At 49.0% G+C, this 20,028-nt stretch carries 13 protein-coding genes and 1 pseudogene; 6 read left to right on the top strand and 8 right to left on the bottom strand.

Going from position 1 to position 20,028, the window contains the following annotated elements; translation table 11 throughout:
• The 5 genes from NG346_RS00440 (at position 1) to NG346_RS00420 (ending at position 10,425) form a co-directional block, all read left to right on the top strand.
• Positions 1-1,722, top strand: coding sequence for a RagB/SusD family nutrient uptake outer membrane protein (locus NG346_RS00440; protein ID WP_262288088.1), 1,722 nt, complete (start codon positions 1-3; stop codon positions 1,720-1,722).
• A 64-nt stretch (positions 1,723-1,786) separates the two neighbouring features.
• Positions 1,787-3,625 carry a hypothetical protein gene (locus NG346_RS00435; RefSeq protein ID WP_262288087.1) on the top strand — a complete coding sequence of 613 codons (1,839 nt, stop codon included), beginning with the start codon at positions 1,787-1,789 and terminating at the stop codon, positions 3,623-3,625.
• Between the two features lie 150 nt (positions 3,626-3,775).
• Positions 3,776-5,884, top strand: coding sequence for a hypothetical protein (locus tag NG346_RS00430; protein WP_262288086.1), 2,109 nt, complete (start codon positions 3,776-3,778; stop codon positions 5,882-5,884).
• A gap of 95 nt (positions 5,885-5,979) precedes the next feature.
• Positions 5,980-7,428 carry a cellulase family glycosylhydrolase gene (locus NG346_RS00425; RefSeq protein ID WP_262288085.1) on the top strand — a complete coding sequence of 483 codons (1,449 nt, stop codon included), beginning with the start codon at positions 5,980-5,982 and terminating at the stop codon, positions 7,426-7,428.
• A gap of 48 nt (positions 7,429-7,476) precedes the next feature.
• Positions 7,477-10,425 carry a TIM-barrel domain-containing protein gene (locus NG346_RS00420; RefSeq protein ID WP_262288084.1) on the top strand — a complete coding sequence of 983 codons (2,949 nt, stop codon included), beginning with the start codon at positions 7,477-7,479 and terminating at the stop codon, positions 10,423-10,425.
• Between the two features lie 196 nt (positions 10,426-10,621).
• On the opposite strand, the gene NG346_RS00415 is transcribed toward NG346_RS00420, so the two are convergent.
• From NG346_RS00415 to NG346_RS00405, 3 genes are all read right to left on the bottom strand, one after another.
• Positions 10,622-10,798, bottom strand: a complete 177-nt coding sequence (locus NG346_RS00415) for a hypothetical protein (protein ID WP_262288083.1) — start codon at positions 10,796-10,798, stop codon at positions 10,622-10,624.
• On the bottom strand, positions 10,795-11,067 hold the full coding sequence (locus NG346_RS00410) for a hypothetical protein (RefSeq protein ID WP_262288082.1): 273 nt from the start codon (positions 11,065-11,067) through the stop codon (positions 10,795-10,797). Before NG346_RS00410 ends, NG346_RS00415 begins: the two co-directional genes overlap by 4 nt.
• 138 nt (positions 11,068-11,205) lie before the next feature.
• Positions 11,206-12,012 (bottom strand): tyrosine-type recombinase/integrase, encoded by an 807-nt coding sequence (locus NG346_RS00405; protein WP_262288081.1) that lies wholly within the window; start codon positions 12,010-12,012, stop codon positions 11,206-11,208.
• 58 nt (positions 12,013-12,070) lie between these two features.
• On the opposite strand from NG346_RS00405, the gene NG346_RS00400 reads away from it, so the two are divergent.
• Positions 12,071-13,453, top strand: a complete 1,383-nt coding sequence (locus NG346_RS00400; protein WP_262288080.1) for a restriction endonuclease subunit S — start codon at positions 12,071-12,073, stop codon at positions 13,451-13,453.
• Here the strand turns inward: NG346_RS00400 and NG346_RS00395 are convergent.
• The 5 genes and pseudogenes from NG346_RS00395 to hsdR all read right to left on the bottom strand — a co-directional run bounded on the left by NG346_RS00395 (position 13,433) and on the right by hsdR (position 20,006).
• Entirely contained in the window at positions 13,433-13,711 is a 279-nt protein-coding gene (locus tag NG346_RS00395; RefSeq protein ID WP_262288079.1) for a restriction endonuclease subunit S, read from the bottom strand. The two genes, NG346_RS00400 and NG346_RS00395, sit on opposite strands and share 21 nt — an antisense overlap.
• A 206-nt stretch (positions 13,712-13,917) precedes the next feature.
• On the bottom strand, positions 13,918-15,495 hold the full coding sequence (locus NG346_RS00390; RefSeq protein ID WP_262288078.1) for a restriction endonuclease subunit S: 1,578 nt from the start codon (positions 15,493-15,495) through the stop codon (positions 13,918-13,920).
• Positions 15,496-15,620: 125 nt separating this feature from the next.
• A pseudogene (locus NG346_RS00385) lies at positions 15,621-16,115 on the bottom strand (DNA-binding protein); the annotation flags it as partial.
• Positions 16,116-16,139: 24 nt separating this feature from the next.
• Positions 16,140-17,648, bottom strand: a complete 1,509-nt coding sequence (locus NG346_RS00380; protein WP_262288077.1) for a type I restriction-modification system subunit M — start codon at positions 17,646-17,648, stop codon at positions 16,140-16,142.
• Positions 17,649-17,654: 6 nt separating this feature from the next.
• On the bottom strand, positions 17,655-20,006 hold the full coding sequence (gene hsdR / locus NG346_RS00375) for an EcoAI/FtnUII family type I restriction enzme subunit R (RefSeq protein ID WP_262288076.1): 2,352 nt from the start codon (positions 20,004-20,006) through the stop codon (positions 17,655-17,657).
• Positions 20,007-20,028: the final 22 nt, after the last annotated feature.

The following is a 20,028-nucleotide window of genomic DNA, read 5'->3' as shown; positions in this document are numbered from 1 at the left end:
ATGAAAACCAAGATATTCACCATCGCCGCCACGGCACTGCTTTCCTTGGGCTTGACTGCCTGCGGCAATGATTTCCTCGATGTCTCGTCAAAGACCGAGACATCTACGGGCAACTATTATAAGAACCAGAACGACGCCGACCGTGCCCTCATCGGTTGCTACGACGGCTGGCAGGGCACCGTGTCACTCGGTCCGACCTTTACTTTCCAGATGTCAGCAGAGTATATGAGCGACGAGTGCTTCGGCGGTACGGGTGCCAACGACGCCCGCAACTCCCAAGTCATCGACCGTTTCGACATCAGCCAGGACGCTTCACAGACCAACATCTACAACGATCTGTGGGAATACTACTACAAGGCGATCTACAACTGCAACGAGCTTTTGCTCAAGACCGAGGGCACGCCGTGGAGCTCCGACGCCGTCAAGGGCCGCATCCTCGGCGAGACACGTGCCATCCGTGCACTGTGCTATTTCGATATGGTGCGCATGTTCGAGCATATCCCCTTGCTCACCACGCCTACCGACGAGAACGTTCCTCAGGCCGATCCCGACAGCGTCTATGCGCTCATCGTCAACGATCTGACCTACGCGGCCGACAATATCCCGGCCAACGCTTACCCCAAGAGTCAGGCAGCAGCCAACGACGGACGCATCACCAAGTACGCTGCTGAGGCCATGCTCGCCCGTGTCTATCTCTTCTACGACGGCGTTTACAACAACAACGAGCGCAAGGAGATGCCCGGCGGACTGACTGCCTCTAAGGCTTTGGCCGGTTTGGAGGATGTCATCGGGAGCGGCGAGTACAGCCTTGTGCCGCAATTCAAGAACCTCTGGCCCGCTGCCAGCGACAGCTGGGTGCAGGACGCTGCCGGCAACTGGACCAACGACTCGACCTATGCCGGCGACGGCAACAGCGAGACAGTGCTGAGCATGAAGTTCAACTATACCGGTGACTACAACGGCAACAATGCCGGCAACCGCTCCATCGTGATGTTTGGCATGCGCACCGGCGGCACGATCTGTGTGCCCTACGGCCAAGGCTGGGGCGGCGCCACGGTGACCACAGCCACATGGAACGACTTCGCCACCGGCGACAGCCGGCAGAGTGCTTCCATCATCAACATGGCTCAGGAAGGCATCACGCAGCTCGATGCCTGGAAGAAGGTGGCCTCTGACCAGCGCGAATACACTGGTTTTGCCATCAAGAAATACACGCCACGATCTAAGTGGACCAAGGGCACTGACGGCTCCTGGTCGATGACACACTACTATCAGGGCCTCATGGCGGGTGACTTCCAGATCTCCCAGCCCCAGGACTACGTGCTCATGCGCTACTCCGACGTGTTGCTGATGGCAGCAGAACTCGGCTCGCCGAAGGCTCAGACCTATTTCAATGAGGTGCGCAAACGTGCCTTCACGCAGAGCGACGGCACGCTCAGCAACGGCTACCGCGAGCTCCCTGCCACCGAGAGCAACATCCTCAGAGAGCGCAAGCTCGAGTTTGTCGGTGAGGGCATCCGCTACTGGGATCTGCTCCGCCAGGGCATCGACGTGGCTGCCAACACCATTGCCACCAGTGGAGAGAGAGTCATCTCCGGCGGCAGGGAAGAGACGGTGACCATCAAGGCCGAGAACATCAAGAGCAAACGAGGCTTCTGCCAGATTCCGCTTACTCAGATCCAACGCTCCAACAACCTGCTCAAGCAGAATGCCGGATGGTAATCCTCAGGCAGCAACCATTTTCCTTTCACCATCAACAAAGAATGGACTAAACAGAAAACGCATTATGAAAATCAATCATTATATCTATGCCTTAGCAGCGGCGGCACTCATGCTCTTCGGCATGGCAGCGTGCTCGCCCGATGACTACGACCTCGGCGACAAGGATGTCACGCCGGCTGATCTCGTCGAAGGACAGGCCTATACCATCACCCACGACGACCAGAACCCCAACATCGTGTATTTGAAGAGTCAGATGGCCGACCGCTATCAAGTCAACTGGATTGAGCCGCAAGGCCGGTCTCAGGAGAAAGAGGTCACGCTGAAGATTCCGTTTCCCGGCACCTACGACGTGCTCTTCGGTGTGAACACACGCGGCGGCTATGTCTACGGCGACACCGCTCACTTCACCGTCGATGAGTTCTGTGCCGACTTTGTCAACAACGAACTCTACACCATGCTCACCGGTGGTGTCGGACAGAGCAAGACGTGGATTCCCGACAACGGAAACTATGGGCTCTGCTCGGGCGAGATATCCTATGGCGACCCCTCGGCCACCAATGCTGAGTGGAACAACTTCACGAGCAACTGGGATCCCGCTGCCAACCACGAGGATGAGTCGGGCAACTTCATGAAGAGTTCCATCACCTTCGACTTGAAGGATGGTGCCAACGTGCAGAGTGTGACTTACGATCCCAGTGGCGTTGCCAAGGCTCAGAAAGGCACTTATCTGCTCGATCTCGACAATCACAAGCTCAACCTGACCGACTGCCCGCTGCTTCACTCGCCCAAATGGGATGACCGTCAGGACGCCGTCGGATGGCAAAAAGACATCCATATCGTCACGCTGACCAACAACCAGCTGCGTCTCGCCATCCTTCGCAACCCTGACACCTCCGGCGAGGGCAAGTGGTGGCTCTGCTTCAACTTCGTATCGAAAGACTATGCCGACCACTACGAGGCTCCTGAGGTGGAGGTCTTCCCAACCATGGAAGACGGATGGATGGACTTCGTGGAACCGAAGAACGACCGCATCATCACCTACAAGCTCACTGGCTTTGACTGGTACACCAAGGACGGAAAGGCCAAGGGCGTGACGGCCTTCACACCTGTCGACAACCTTGAGGACGTCACCATCGTGATGAACAGCAGCAACCACAGCTATACCTTCACCACTCCCGACGGCAACGAGACCAAGGGCACCTATACGCTGAGCAAGGATGGCATCTACTCCTTCACGCCCGCGCTGCCCACCTTTGCCATCAGCAAGGACGGACGCGCCGTGATGACCACCAATGAGAGCAGCCTGCGTATCCTCGGATTCAGCCAGGAGACCAACTGCAATCCGCAGACCGGCGGACTGGACAATATCGTGTGGGGAGCACGGGAGTACGACGATCAGGGTAAGTTCTATCAGTACATGGGCTATCAGTGGACTGTCGTGCGCGCCGGTGTGGCCAAGACCTACAAAGGTGGTCTGCACCTCTTTGACGCGGGTTGGACCTTCCAGCAGAGCGACGACGTCTTTGTCAAAGACGGCTCTGACGGTACCTATACCTTCACCATCAACGGCAGTTGCAACAATGTCTATGGTGTCTATCTCGATATAGAGAAACTGCTCGGTGACCATCCTAACTGCGACATCGTGGTGAAGAGCATTCAGGCCGACGGCAAGGACGTTGCCTTCGACGACGCTGCCATTGACCGGGGAGTCGGTGACAAGGAATCTACGGCACGCCGCTATATCGTCAATCCTTGGGGAGCCTCGGCAGGACTTGCCGCTCAATGCAGCTTCTCCAAGACGTTCTCGGTGACAGTAGACGTGAAGATGGACGTTGGCGCGCCGTTTGTCAAACCAGACACTGCCAAAGCGCATCATCGTGCCACACGTGGTTCACACAAATAAGGACCGCTCTGTTTTTTATAGATATTGGATTTAGGCTTCATTCATCAAGTTCGGGAGGACAAAGACGACGTGAGTCGTCGGTCCTCCACAGCTTGAGGAACAGCTGACGGTCCAGCATCAATTGTTAGTGTTACTATAAAGCAAGTTATCATGAAACTGAAATATTTTTCCGGACTGATGATGATGGCCACCTCACTGCTGGCCTCTTCGCTCATCATCACTTCCTGTTCCGACGATGACAACTACTCGGTGTCGACCACGCCGATCGTCACCTCCATCACCACGGGCGACGCCGCTGTGACGGCCGTCAGCGCTGCCATCGACGGCACCGTCGATGATCTCTCCTCTGCCGATCCGTCGAGTTATGAGGTCGGCGTGATGTATTCCACAGCCGACGATCCCACCGCCGGCGGCACCAAGGTGCGCGGCTCACTGTCGGCCGACACCATCCGAGCCAGTCTCAGTGGTCTCCACACCGGCACTACCTACCACTATGCCACCTATGTCTGCCTGCAGAACAAGGTATATAAATATGGTGAGGTGAAGACCTTTGTCGCCACGGATGCCAAAGCCGAGACACTCGACGCCACGGACATCAGCTACACCAAGGCTACCTTCTCAGCCTCTTTTTCCGGACTCGAAGGCCTCGGCACGGTGGAGAAAGGCATGAAGATAGGGATGAGCAAAGATCTGCTCTCCGATGCGCGCGACTTTGATCTTACCACAGTGGGCGGGCTGCTGCCCGGCACCACCTATTATTATAAGGCTTTCGTCAAGGTAGGCGACGGATATGTATATGGTCCCGTGAAGCAACTCACCACCAAGACGCAGACGATGGAATATGTCGATCTCGGACTCAGCGTCACGTGGGCGAAGTGCAACATCGGCGCGGAGAGCGAGGAAGGCGTGGGCGCTTACTTTGGATACGGCGACAAGACTGCCGAACAGTACTCCAAGGACAACGCTGACTATTCCACCGGTGACATCGCCAACACGGAACTCGACCTCACCAACAATCTCGACATCGACGGCTCGTTCCCGTTCTATTCCCAGATGCCGACACTCGACCAGGTCAAGGAGCTCATCGAGAAGACCAAGAAAACCTTCGATACCGTCAATGGCGTGAAAGGCATCCGCTTCACTGCCGGCAACGGAAACTCCATCTTCCTGCCTTATACCGGCTACCGCGACGGCAAGGAGATCATCAACGACGGCAAGGCTTTTTACTGGACCGGAACCGCAAGCAAGGTCGACGGCAACTATGCCAACACGCTGACCTTCGACGGTAATGGCATCGTGAAAAACGGCAACTCACTGCGACACTATGGCGTCTGCCTGCGCACCGTACGCCCATATTCCGAGATCAAACCGAACGGATCGGGTAAGCTCGACATCGGCGACTTGGAGAAAAACGGGCGTATACGCATTGAGATCTACAGCGAGTACGGTAAGACGAAAGGCAATGCCGTCATCGATCCCACCTCTATCCGTTTCAGCAACACCATGGCTGTGACCTTCAAGATCAGTGGACTCGACGGCAACTACAAGAGTGGAGCCGCTAAGGAAAACATTGCAGGACTGGAATATGCCGACGCTTCCTGGGATCCGTCTCACTGGTCCGGGCTCACTGGTGACAAGTATGATGCCCGCATCACGGGCGACGGTACCTACACCGTTTGGATGGAGACAGGTGGTGCGACCGCCGATGGTGCTATCGTCTTCTGTATCGACATCAACAATCTCGCCAACGACCTCGTCGATGCGTCGAAGGTGAAGGCTGAGATCGTGAACATTGCGCTCGACACCGACCCCACCGTGGGCATGGACTTCTCCAAGACTGAGTTTGTCAACAAAGACGGCAACGACACCGACGGACGCATCGAGATCTACAGCGAGTATGGCAGTACCAAGCAGAATGGCGTGGACGCCTCTGGCCTCCACTTCGCCGGCAATATGATTGTCAACTTCACGATCAAGGGCATTGACGGAAATCTCAAGGCCGGTGCCGCCAAGAGCTACAAGACAGAGCTGAGCTATGCCGACCCCGACTGGAGTCCCTCTTACTGGGGCGGCAGCAGTTTCGGACGCACAACGGTCACTGGCGACGGCTCCTACTCGGTATTTGCTACGTTGCCCGGTGAGTGTCAGGGTGCTGTGGTGTGGTCTGTTGAGCTCTACAACCTGTGGAAGGATCTCGTTGATCCCACAAAGGTCAAGGTCACCATCAACAGCGTGGAGACTCCCGGAAAACTCCATTAATCTTGAAAACAGAATAATATGGAATGGACTGGTGCGTTATCCATGGCAACCAGTCCATTCATATACTTGTAATAGGATAATTTGATTTGATCTGTATGAAGAAACTCTATCTCGCCCTGCTCCTTGCAGGCTCTCTCACCACTGCCTTTGCCCAGGATCATCCCGGCATGAAGACGATGGATCTCACCGCCGCGCAGATGGCACACTATATGGCTCCCGGATGGAACCTCGGCAACACGCTGGAGGCCGGAAGCTATTACAACAATTTCACAGCCGCCGCCGGTACAGCCTCCGAAACGGCGTGGCAGCCGACCAAGACCACGCAGCAGATCCTTGATGCCGTCAAGGCGAATGGCTTCAACAGCGTGCGCATCCCCTGTGCGTGGGTGATGGGGCATATTGCTGACAAGGCGGCGATGACCATCGATCCGGCGTGGATGAGCCGTGTCAAGGAGATCATCGACTACTGTATCAACGCCGGACTCTATGTCATCATCAACGACCATTGGGACGGCGGCTGGCTGGAGTACGACGGTTTCACCACGGAAGCCGATGTCAGCGCAAAGAAGGAACAGCTCCGAAAACTGTGGACCAACATCGCCAATGCGCTCAAGGACTATGACGAACGGGTGATCTTTGCCGGACTCAACGAGCCGGGCGTGGGCGGTGCAAGCTCGGATGCCAAAGGCTCGCTGATGTTGGGAAACCAGTGGAGTCCGTCCGACGCTGATCTCAAGAAGTTCACAGATCGGCTGATCGAATACGAGAATGTCTTTGTAGACGCCGTCCGTGCTACGGGCGGCAACAATGCCAAGCGTGTGCTCGTGGTGCAGGGACCGATGACAAATATCGGATACACGGTGAAGCACTTCGATGCCAGCCGCATCAACGACACGGCCAAGGACCGGCTGATGGTAGAGATCCACAGCTACGACCCGTATAACTTCTGTCAGAACACGGATGCGAAGACGGCCTATTACTATTGGGTGGAACACGGTCCAAAGCGGGCCTCCCACATATCCAACGCGCAGGAGGAACAGTCGATCAAGAACAGTTTCGCCTGTCTCAACGCTGCCTTCGTCGACAAGGGCTATCCCGTCATCCTTGGGGAGTACGGTGCCATCCGTCGCACCTTACCGGCTACGGAAGGTGATCAGGCCAAGCATGATGAGAGCCGACAATATTGGTATCGGCTGATCACTGCTGAAGCCATGCAGGACGGTGTCATCCCCTTTGTGTGGGACACCAACGCCACGGGCTCCAACACGCTGACCGTTATCAATCGCCGCGACGGTTCGGTCTTCGATCAGTATGATTTAAGCGGCATCACAGCAGGCGTAGGTGAGGCGAAGGAAGACTATGAGAGCATTTTTCCGGCACCACCGACGACGGATATCAGCCTCGTTTCCGCTGGGAAAAGTAGTGGGGGCAACGTCTATGACCTCTGTGGACGTGTCGTCAAAAGCCATGTGAGCAATTTTCGGGAGGCCAGTCTGCCGAAGGGCATCTACTTGTTTCAAGGTAAGAAATTTGTCAAGGACTGAGTGCTTGTCCTTGAGCAATAGCAATACAATCATCATCTAAATACCATTATGCACATTCATCACAAATATCTGATAGCCGCCCTGATGCTGCTCTCCAGCATGGGCTTGTCAGCGGCGTCGTTTACGCGCAGCGGCAACTTTGTCACTGTGGAGGTAGCCCATCCCGGTCCCAATGATCCGCAGTGGGTGCGCCTGCAGGTCATCGGCAAGAAGATCATCCGCGTGGAGGCTACCCGCGAGAAGGCTTTCCCCGAGAAGCAGAGTCTTATCATCGTGAAACAGCCAACGCCTGCCTTCAGTTACTCGGTATCGGAGGACAGCCGCGACGTGAAGATCAACACGTCGGCGGTCGTGGCGAAAGTCGACAAGCAGACGGGACTCGTCCGCTTCTACGACGAGAACGGCAAGCAGATCCTCGCTGAGGACACCGGTGGCAAACAGCTTTTCCCCTATACGGTGCCTGAGCGCGAGATTGGCGTGGACAGCCATCTCACTGACGCGCAGAAGCATGGATGGACGTGGCTGTTGCGCTTCGCCGACAACAAAGGCGAAGCACTCTATGGACTCGGACAGCACCAGGCCAACGAGCTGAACATGAAGGGGCTGAACGAGGAACTCTATCAGTACAACACCAAGGTCAGCGTGCCCTTTGTGGTGAGCAACAAAGGCTATGGCATCCTGTGGGACAGCTACAGTTATTGCCGCTTCGGCAACCCCGGTGAGAACCTGCCGCTGAACCGCGCTTTCCGCCTTTACGACAAGAACGGTGTGGCAGGAAACCTCACCGGTACCTATACCGACCGCGACGGCAAGACCATCACACGCGCAGAGGACAGCATCTGCTACGAAGTGAGCCTGCCTGCCTTGGCATTGAAGCGCAACAGCGATGGCGACGTGAGCCATCTGCCTGCCGGTTTCAAGCTCAACGGCGCCCATGTGACCTATGAGGGATACCTCGAGGCACCTGTTGACAACAACTATCATTTCAATCTCTACTACGCCGGATATACCAAAGTGTACGTCGACGGCAAGGAGGTAGTGCCCGAACATTGGCGGCAGGCATGGAACCCCAATGCGTGCCGGTTCAACGTTCCGATGAGAGCAGGACAAAAGGTGAAGCTGCTCATCGACTGGTTGCCCGACGGCGATGTGTCGTATTGCGCGCTGAGAGTAGCACCTCCACGTAGTGAGCAACGTCAGCAGCAGTTGACCGTATGGAGCGAGATGGCCAAGGATCTCGACTATTACTTCATTGCCGGAAACACCGTCGACGAGGTCATCCACGGTTATCGTACGCTGACGGGTAAGGCGCAGGTGCTGCCCAAGTGGGCTTTGGGATTCTGGCAGAGCCGCGAGCGCTACAAGACCAGCGGCGACATTGAGCAGACGCTCGCGGAGTTCCGTCGCCGTCATATCCCCGTGGACAACATCGTGCAGGACTGGAACTACTGGGCCGACGACCAGTGGGGCAGTCACCAGTTCGAGGCTTCGCGCTATCCCAATCCGCAGGCGATGCTCGACAGCGTACATCAGATGCACGGACGCTTCATGATCTCGGTATGGCCAAAGTTCTATCCCAACACGAAGAACTACCAGGAACTCGATGCCAAAGGATGGATGTATCACCAGTGTATCGCTGATTCCATCCGTGACTGGGTGGGCCCTGGCTATATGAACTCGTTCTACGATGCCTATGCCGAAGGTGCCCGCAAGATGTTCTGGCGGCAGATGGATGAGAATCTCTATACGAAATATCACCATGGCATCGATGCTTGGTGGATGGACGCCTCGGAGCCTAACGTGCGCGACTGTACGCCGATGTGGTACCGCAAGGCTCTGAGCGGACCGACTGCTTTGGGCTCTACGACGGAATATTTCAACGCTTACTCGCTCGTCAACGCCGATGCCATCTACAACGGACAGCGCGAGGTGAACCCCAACCAGCGCGTCTTCCTGCTTACACGTAGTGGCTTCGCCGGTGAACAGCGATTCTCCACAGCTACGTGGAGCGGCGACATTGGCACACGATGGGAAGACATGCGCGCGCAGATGACAGCCGGATTGAACTACAACCTGGCCGGGCTGCCCTTCTGGGGCATGGATCAGGGTGGCTTCTCGGTGGAGAACCGATATGTCAAAGCCCAACAGCTCTATGACAAGACCGGTGAGGAAAACGCTGACTTGAAGGAGTGGCGTGAGTTGCAGACCCGCTGGAATGAGTTCGGATGCTTCATTCCGCTCTACCGCACGCATGGTCAGTGGCCTTTGCGTGAGGTGTGGAACATCGCGCCGGAGTCACATCCTGCCTACAAGGCCATTGTCTGGTACGACCGCCTGCGCTATCGTCTGATGCCCTATATCTATTCGCTGGCCGGTGCCGTGCACTTCAGTGACTACACGATGATGCGTGCGCTGGTGATGGACTTCAATGGCGACGATAAGGTCTACAATGTCAAGGACCAGTGGATGTTCGGTCCCTCGCTCATGGCTTGCCCCGTGGCGAAGTACCAGGCACGTAGCCGTGAGGTCTATCTGCCCGCTCAGCGTGGTTGGTATGACCTGCTCTCAGGCAAGCACTACGATGGCGGACAGACCATTACGGCCGACGCACCGCTGGAGCGTATACCGGTCTTTGTGCCCGAGGGAAGCCTGCTGCCGGTAGGACCGGAGATGGAATGGAGCGACGAGAAACCGGCAGAGACCATCGATCTCTATGTCTTCGCCGGTCGTGACGGCAGCTTCACGCTCTATGAGGACGAGAATACTAACTACAACTACGAGAAAGGACGCTATGCCACCATCCCGATGACATGGAACGAGCGCCAGCATACGCTGACCATCGGTGCCCGCAAAGGTACGTTCAATGGTATGCTGAAAAACCGTAAGTTCAACGTCATCCTTGTCAGTCCGACACATGCACAAGGCCTTGACATCGATCATGCGGTCAAAGGTAAACTGGTCAAGTACAATGGCAGCCGCGTTGTGGTGACGCTATAAAGGGCAGAGGTTAGAATGAAGGGACCTCGATGTTGGACTTGTGTCTGCTTCGACTGTGTCCCTGAAAGCTTACCTGCTGTATATAAAGAAAATGAGGGAGACGACATTCGTTTGTCGCCTCCCTCATTATTTTTTTGACCTATAGGTCGTACTTGTTCTCGGAACTTTCTTTGTTCACCCTTGACACATTCTGTGTCTACAGGCTGTATTCCTCAGGGGCAAAGAGGGGCTCCTTTGCTTTAGTTTCATTCTCGTTGATGATTGGATGGTGATCAGCATCGAAATAGACCGTCTGCCCGTTCATCTCCCGTGAGGCTTCCACGTCCGTGCGGATTTCCTTTGTTTCCTGCTCGTACTGACGGTGAAGGGTCAATGTAAGTACACCCCTTCGAGGGCAACTTTGTAGGGAACTTGGTCGGTTGTCTGCAAGGTTTGTCCATCGGCCTTATCTTTGCCCAACTCACTGACCTTTTCAACTTGTACGAACGCAGCGTAACTCAGGTGCAGAAGACCAACCGCAAGGCAATAGAATACGAGCGCAAAGTTTTGAGCCAACATAGGAAGGAGCAAGATGCCATATTCCGAAAGCAGACACAACACATGGCGGATATTGTCAGCAGAGGCAAAGTATTTGGATGTCACAGCGGCTTTTCTACATCATTGCACCAATAAGCCTATTCTCTATTTTCCTTATGGATTTACTTCCACAGGATAGCTTAGTTTAAAGTGCATCCCAATATTCTACATTGTCCGTAGAAAATCGAGGATGCACTTCTATTTTTACCACGTTATCACCTTATCAACAATAGTCTGTTGTTCGCTTGCGGTTCTTCTGAGATAGATACGTGTCGTTTCTATACTCTCGTGTCCCATCAAATCGGCAAGGAGAGAAATGTCATTGAACTTTTCCAAGAAATTCTTTGCGAAGCGATGACGGAAGGAATGTGGATATACCACTTTTTCGTTGAGTCCATACTTCACTGCATAGTTCTTCAACTGTTGCGCTATGCCTCTGGTAGTGATGCGCTGACCAAAACGGTTCAAGAACAGATACCCAGTCGTGCGTTTCGAGTCTTCAAGCCATTCTGCCGCTTCTACTCGTAGAGCCTTCGGGATATAGATACGGCGTATCTTGCCGCCTTTGGTATAGATGTCATAATACCCTACCTGTACATGCTCTACTTTTATCTGCACAAGCTCACTGACACGTGCCCCAGTTGCTGCGAGGAAACGAACCACGAAGTACCACTCTTTGTTATCTTCCTGCTTCAGTTTCTTTTTCAAGAAGAGGTAATCAGCATTGCTGATGACATTCTCCAAATAGGTACGCTGCTGCACCTTCACAGATTTCAGGCGAAGTTTGGACTTCCCCATAAAGTCGAGGTACTTGTTGATGGCTTGAATACGTAGGTTCACCGTCTTGGGCTTATACGTTTCAATCAAGAAGGTCTTATAGACCAACAGGTTCTTCTTGTTCAGCTCCTTAAACTTAGAGTTGAACTCCTTTACAGCATACAGGTATGCCGTAATTGTGTTCTGCGCCATATTTGCCTGGCGCAAAACGTTTTCAAATGTGTTTTCTGTCATATTTATATTGTATTATTGGGCGACATTGCCCTCTATATAATATGTATGACCTATTTCTATGAGTTCCTATTATGAGAAGATGCTTGCTACGGGAGAGGTGAAGTGCATCGATAAGGAGATACCGTTTGAGATTCCACAGGGGTGGGAATGGACACGACTTGGTAACATATTCAATCACACAAGTGGTAAACAGCAAAGTAGTAGTAACAAAAGTGGTGGAACACCACAGAAATTTATAACTACATCAAATCTCTATTGGGGATATTTTGTCCTTGATAATGTAAAGGTTATGAATTTTACAGAAGAAGAGATTAAAAGCTGTTCCGCTACAAAAGGTGATTTGCTTGTTTGTGAAGGGGGCGCGGGTTACGGACGTTCTGCCATTTGGAATGAAGATTATGATATTTGTCTTCAAAATCATATTCACAGATTGAGGCCACTTGTAGATGGCACTTGTGAGTATGTGTATTACTTCATCTACCTACAAAAGGAGAGTAATAGTCTTGCATCTATAGGAACTGCCATGCCTGGACTCTCAGCCAATAGGCTTAAAAGTTTACTGATACCACTACCGCCTTTAGCCGAACAGAATAGAATTACAAATAAACTTAAGGATGTTTTTACTGAAGTTGAGAAGTACGATAAGGCACAAGAAAGGCACAATCTGTTAAACTCTTCTCTCAATGATGTTATCAGAAAGAGCATTCTTCAAGAAGCCATTCAAGGAAAACTTGTTCCACAGATAGCCGAAGAAGGTACAGCCCAAGAACTGCTCGAACAAATAAAAATAGAGAAGCAAAAACTCGTAAAAGAGGGCAAACTAAAGAAGTCTGCCCTCAACGATAGTGTTATCTTCAAAGGTGACGATAACAAGTACTATGAGAAGATTGGGAAAAAATGTGTAGATATAACTGAAGAAATACCATTTCCTATTCCTGCAAATTGGCAATGGGTAAGGATTCGTGATGTATTTCAATTAAATCCAAAGAATGAGGCTGATGATGAGACTTTAGCTGCATTTATTCCAATGGAAAAGATAAGCGCAGGTTATAAATCAGATTTCACTTTTGATTTGGTCAAATGGGGAAATATAAAAAAGGGATTTACTCATTTTGCGAATGGTGACGTTGCTTTTGCTAAAATCACGCCATGTTTTCAAAACAGAAAGTCTGCAATTTTCCATGACTTACCCAATGGAATCGGTGCAGGAACAACAGAATTAAAGGTATTGAGACCCTATGGAAATACAATAGACAGGTGGTATCTGTTGTATTTCTTAGAGTCTCCGTATTTCATAGATGAAGCAACGTTTAAGGGAACTGCTAATCAACAACGTATTGTTGTGGGTTACTTGGAAGACAAACTATTACCATTGCCTACTCAAAAAGAGCAACAACGCATTGTTGCTCAAATAGAAAAACTATTTGAGCAACTGCGTTAATTGTTCTATCTTCTGAACTATTCTTCTCTGCTCTTGCAGTGGTGGAATACCAATAATAAGCCCATAAAACAATTCCTTGTTAAGGTGTGGAATTGCTGCACCTTTCTTAGAGTTGCGCAATGTCTCTTTATAGAACTGTATAAAAGCTAAAACATAAGGTTTGTACATTGAGGAACTTATCCATAACTGCTTGAATGTACTACCCATATAGCCATCTTGTGGTACGATGAAAACTTCACCAGAGTTTTCACCGTCCACAAGCATTATATTGTCACCTTTATATACAAGTTTACCTTGTTCTACTATAGCTTCAGAACTTTTACCACGCAGGTATTTTGCATCTAATAAGCATTGTTTGCCTGTTGTTTTTAAACCGTCTGTAAGTTGGCAAACTGCATTTAATCGAGCAAGAGACCAAGAATTTGGAATTTCAAAAGGCAGTTCTATTTCAGATACTTCGCTTCCTATTTGCTCATAATACTTGCTATATTCTTATACGTTTCAACAATTCTATATTGTTCTTGCAATGGTGGTATTGGAATGAAATACTTCTGTAAGCGAACCATTGTCAATGTTGCAACTGTTGTTCCTTGTGATTCTTGTCTGTATTGTCCCTTAAAGAAAGGCGATTCTATCACCATTTTTAGATATTCTGCACAAAGTCCATACTTGTTAGCCAAGCACAGTACACTTCCATCTTTGTAATAAAATTTATCGCTTTCTTTGACGATATATACTTTCCCCAAAGTTCCCACAGCAGTAATCATTAGGTCATTTGGCAAAGGAACTCCACTTGAAGAAAAGTCTTCGTACAAAGAGAGGTCTATGTATAGTTCGTTATCAACAAAACCATCATCAGCCAATTTCCCAATTTCTCTCGCTCGATAGAATGGTATTCCCGCTTGTCTCCAGTCCTTTGCATGAACTCTACGAGCAGAGCCTGTATTAAGGATTGTTTCCAAACGTGCCCAAGCCCAACTTTTTGGTATATCAAAAGGTATATCCTCGTCAATACACTCACAAGTTGCGCCTTTCTTCTCCCAATACTTGTTATCGTCACCACGGAATATAACAGAATCGTTGAGGGCAGACTTCTTTAGTTTGCCCTCTTTGACGAGTTTTTGCTTCTCAGTCTTAATCAGTTCAAGCAACTCTTGTGCAGTACCTTCTTCTGCTATTTGCGGAACGAGTTTGCCTTGAATAGCCTCTTGAAGGAGGCTCTTACGAATAGTATTGGAAAGTTCTTCATTTAACTTATTAAGTTTATCCTGCGCTTTTCCATACTCATCTATATATGGCATCAACTCCTTTATTCTTGTATCAATACGGAACTGCTCCGAAAGAGGTGGAAGTGGAACTAACAGAGACGTCATTGTTTCTGTGCTTACACGAGGCATTTTTACACCAAACGTTGCAGAATTAATGTAATCATCTACGTAAGGTGATTTCAAAAAGCTAACAATATAATCTTTACATATATTGCCGTAGCAAGTGAAAGGTATGATTTCGGGAGTACAAATACCTCTTTCAGGTGCAACGAGTATCTTTAATAAATATGGACGAAGTTTGCTGTATAAAATGTCACCACGGTTGAAGACGGTCTTGTCACCGATGGCTTTTCGCTCACCAACAGTTTTAATATTCAGCAATCTTCCTCCTTTTTCTATATCTTCCAAATCCAATTCCCATAATTGAGTATCGGCATTCGATGCGTTGATCTTTCTCTTTGTTTGGGCATAAGTTGATATTTCTCCTAATCTACACCATTCCCATCCCTTTGGAATCTCAAACGGTATCTCCGCATCTATGCACTTTACCTCCCCCGTAGCAAGCATCTTCTCATAATAGGAATTGTCCTCACCACGGTAGATGATAGATGCGTTCTTGTCTCGCTTGATTTTCTTCTCTTTTATCAGGCGTTCTTTCTCCTGACGAATCTTTTCAAGCAGTACGCTTGCCGGTTCGTCATTAGGGTCCTGGGGTACAAGTTTTCCTTGTATAGCCCATTGCAGTATGCTGTTTTTTAATTGCTTGCCGTTCATTCTGTTCTAATTGATTTAGAAGTTTTCATCTTTTTGTTTCTCCTGCTGGTAGAACTGATAGAGTTTCTTCCCTATCTTGTCTTTCTTGAATGTTCGCTCATGATTCATCGGCGTCATAGACAAACGTATCTTTCCTCTGTTATTGCAGCAGGAATATAGTTGGCATCCCTCCTGTTGATAAACTTTGTGCCTCCACCTGTTTTTTCATGTATCGTTGCAATGACTAAATCAAGAATCATGCTACGCAAAGCTTTTGCCTTTTCACTCTCCGTAAGCAACATACCGATATTGAGGAAAGCCCTAAAATTAAAGAGACCCAATTGAGTGATTTTGCTCGCCTCATTTATAAGGTGAGCAAATTGCAACTTAAACTCTTTCAGCGACTTATCCTTACATAAAACATATCCGTTATGCTTTAATTCTTCGCTGTTGGATCCAAGGTATCTATCAATAGTAGATATATCAACAGCATAAAAATCAGCAACCATTTTTTTGGTCAACCAATATTCACCTTTGAAAAACATACCTGAAATGTCAAGTCGCTTTTGGATTTCGTCAACAGCAAAACGGTTGTTGAGTACATTTTGGCGTTCTATATTTGAAACTGTCAAGTCTTTCATTGTCCGTCATTTTTTTGGGGGGTACTAATCCTTGCTGATTTCAATTCCTAATATCCGCTGTATTTCTGCCAACGTCTTGTCTATCTCGTGGTCGAGAGCCTTGCGCTTCTTGAAGTAGTCGGCGAGGAGTTCTGCTGGAGGAAGAATTTCTTCTTCGTCCTTTGGGAACTTGCATTGGTCGAAGTTACAATCCATGTCAAGAAGCTGCTGCGCAGTAAAACAGCGTGATTTCTCATCGTTGTTCTCTGCATCCACAATCTCTTGTCGATTAGTCCACCAGTCGATGATTGGCTGACAATGTTCAGCTCGCATGGGCTTTGTCTTAGAGAAATGTTTATAGCCTTCTGGCATGTCAAGACGATAGAACCATGTTTCTTTCGTGCTAAATCCCTCTTCTGCGCCTTCTGCCTTTTCTTTATTGAAGAAAAGGATGTTGGTGGCAATTGATGTGTAAGGTGCAAAAATGCTACCAGGCAATCGGATAATAGTGTGAAGGTTGAATTCTCGAAGCAGTTTTTCCTTGATTGCCAGTTTCGCATTGTCGGCGCCAAACAGGAAACCGTCTGGAAGGATAACCGCAGCACGGCCTTTTTCGGCAAGACGATACATGATAAGAACCATAAATAGGTCGGCTGTCTCGCTGGAACTCAAATCAGATGGGAAGTGCTGCTTTATGTCATTTTTCTCGCTACCTCCGTATGGTGGATTCATAAGTATGACATCGAACTTGTCTTCATCCGTGTAATTAAGCACATCCTTTGTCAGAGAATTGTCGTGCATCACTCTTGGAGAATCAATGTCATGCAGGAGCATATTTGTGACGCACAGCATATAAGGGAATTGCTTTTTCTCAATGCCATAGATTGAATTTTCATATTCCTCTTTATCTTCTGCCGTCCTCACCTTCTTGTCAAGAGCTTTTAGCCAGCTCGTTAAAAAACCACCGGTACCACAGGCAAAGTCTGCCATCTTTTCACCAACTTTAGGGTCTATGATCTCTGCCATGAAGTCTGTCAAGGCACGTGGTGTATAGAACTCACCTGCAGAGCCTGCCGACTGCATCTCTCTCAGGATGGACTCATAAATCTCACCGAAAGCATGGCTTTCTTCATAGTTGCCTAGGTCAAGTTGGTCAATGACATTGATAACCTGACGAAGCAAAACGCCATCCTTCATATACTGGTTGGCATCCTCAAAAGTAGTACGAACGATGGCACTACGCATCGGCGTTGAAGGATTAACCTCTAACCCTTTCAACGTTGGAAATAGTGTATTATTAACGAAATCCAATAAGGCATCGCCAGTTATCGCTTCACCTTCACCATTATCTTTCGCCCAGTTGCGCCATCGGCAATTCTCAGGTATGAACGACTTATAATTATCTTCATCAAACTCCCAATCGTTTTCCTTCTCATCATATACTTTCAAAAACAACATCCATGCAATTTGCTCGATACGCTGGGCATCGCCATTGATACCTGCATCGTTGCGCATGATGTTTCTGATGCTCTTTACAAAATTGTTAAGTGCCATATCTGGTTATGCTATACTGCTATAAATTAAACTTTCAAGTTCCTTCACTGCTGAAAAATACTGCTGGTTGCCACCAAAGAATTTTGCTATGTTGGCTGGTGAACCCATTTGCCGAAACGGATCAAGGCGTAGAACCGTTCTATTCTCCAACTGGGTAATACCATCATTGGCATATTTATCGAGCAGTGCTTCAAGTACCTTCCGGGCTTCCGCACCATACTTGTTGAAGATGTCGCGCTTCTTCACGTTCTCAGCACGTTCACGTCGAGTCAACGGCTTCTTTCCATAAGCGATATGACAGATGAAATCGAAATCATCAACATCATCCATGCCTCTATCATGTTTCAATGCCTGTAAGTCAATACCGCTCTCACGGAGTAGGTCTGTAATCTCAGCTTTTTTGTCTGCTTCATTCCATCTGCGAATAAAGTCATCAAGATTGGCGTAGGTGTCGTTGATGTTCTTTCGGGTATAATCTGTGATGCTCTCTGTGCGAAGAAGTTTGCCATTGGCATCATATACAGACACTACTTTGTTGATAACCTCAACCGTGCATCCATCCTCATCAACAATAGGTTTAGGCGGACGTTCCGGCTCGGGTTCGCTCACACCCATTGGCTCTTCCTCAATCTCTGGATAAGGCTTTGGTGTGCCCTTTACATAATTGTCGTTAACTTCAATCGGACCATCCCAGTCGGGGTCGGCAAACAAACGTGTCACATTACGAAAATCCATGATTGTGAAATGGGTCTTACCTTCTTTTTCACGGATTCTGGTGCCACGACCAACTATCTGCTTAAACTCTGTCATGGAGTTTATACGTTGGTCAAGTACGATAAGTTTCACCATCTTGCAGTCCACACCTGTTGAGAGCAATTTACTGGTTGTTGCAATCACAGGATACTTGGAAGCGACGGAAATAAAGTAGTCAAGTTTTGACTGCCCATAAAGGTCGCTGCCTGTGATACGCACTACATAATCTGGGTTTTTCTTGCACATGTCGGAATTTTCATTGACAAGTGCTGTGCGCATACGGTCGGCATGGTCTTCATCAGCACAGAATACAATGGTCTTTGCCATCCTATCTGTGCTCTTCAAATATTGGGTTATCTCATGTGCAACCTCTCTGATTCTATCTTCTATGATGATATTGTAATCATAGTCAGAGTTATTATAGATGCGGTCTTCTATGAGGTTGCCGTTTATGTCTCTTTGTCCTTTAACAGGTCGCCATTCATCACCGATGTTGGTTGTAATGTTTACAACCTTGAAAGGCGCAAGGAAACCATCTTCAATACCTTCCTTTAGGCTATATGTATAGATAGGCTCCCCAAAATAACTGATACTGGACTGGTATTTAGTTTCCTTTGGGGTTGCAGTCATACCCAGTTGAATTGCTCCTTCAAAGTATTTCAGTATTTCACGCCAGTTGCTATCATCTTTGGCACTTCCGCGATGGCACTCGTCAACGATGACCATATCAAAGAACTCTGGTTTAAACAGCTCCTTGTAGTTCTGTTTCCCTTCTTTCCCAATTAGCTGCTGGTAAAGAGAGAAATATACTTCGTATGCTAAGTGTCCACCATGTGTTTCAATGTCGCTCTGATAATCTACTTTATGGATTGTACTTGACAGGGGCTTAAAGTCTTGCTGAATAGACTGGTCAACCAAAACATTTCGGTCAGCCAGATACAAGACTTTCTTTACTAAACCAGCTTTGAGAAGACGGTAAACTATTTGGAAAGCAGTATATGTCTTACCCGTTCCTGTCGCCATGACAAGCAACAAGCGGTTTCTACCTTGTGCAACCGCATTGACGGTACGGTTCACGGCGTTACGCTGGTAGTATCGAGGTGGGAAAATGTCTTGTCCTGTGCAGTACGGCTGATTGATGATTTTCTTCTCTTCATCCGAGAAGCCTTTACCACCATTACTCTCAGTAAGGAATCGAGCATATAATTCTTCTTTCGTTGGAAAGGCATCCATCGAGAAAGAGCGTTCCTTTCCTGTCAGGAAATCATATTCTTGATAACCTTGGCCATTGGAACTGAGAGCAAAAGGAATATCCATCATTTGGGCATATTCCTTTGCCTGTTGCATTCCAAATGAGACTGTATGATTTGCGTCCTTGGCTTCAACAATGGCAATGGGGGTAGCACGATTGTAATAAAGCATATAGTCTGCAAACTTAGCTTTACCACGAGCCACTAAATTTCCTCTAAGGTTAATCTTGCCATCTGTAAGTTTAACCTTAGTCTCCATAGTTATGTCTTCTACCGACCATCCCTTTTGTAGTATGGATGGAGTAATGTACCGTAGTTTTATGTCTTCTTCAGACAGTGCCAGTAGATTATCCATATGCAACTTCCGATAAGTTTAT

It is taken from the genome of Hallella absiana (genome assembly GCF_025457485.1).
In the GTDB taxonomy this organism is placed as follows: Bacteria; Bacteroidota; Bacteroidia; order Bacteroidales; family Bacteroidaceae; genus Prevotella; species Prevotella absiana.
The sequence above is the reverse complement of the archived record's forward strand: the minus strand, read 5'-3'. Positions and strand labels throughout refer to the sequence as shown.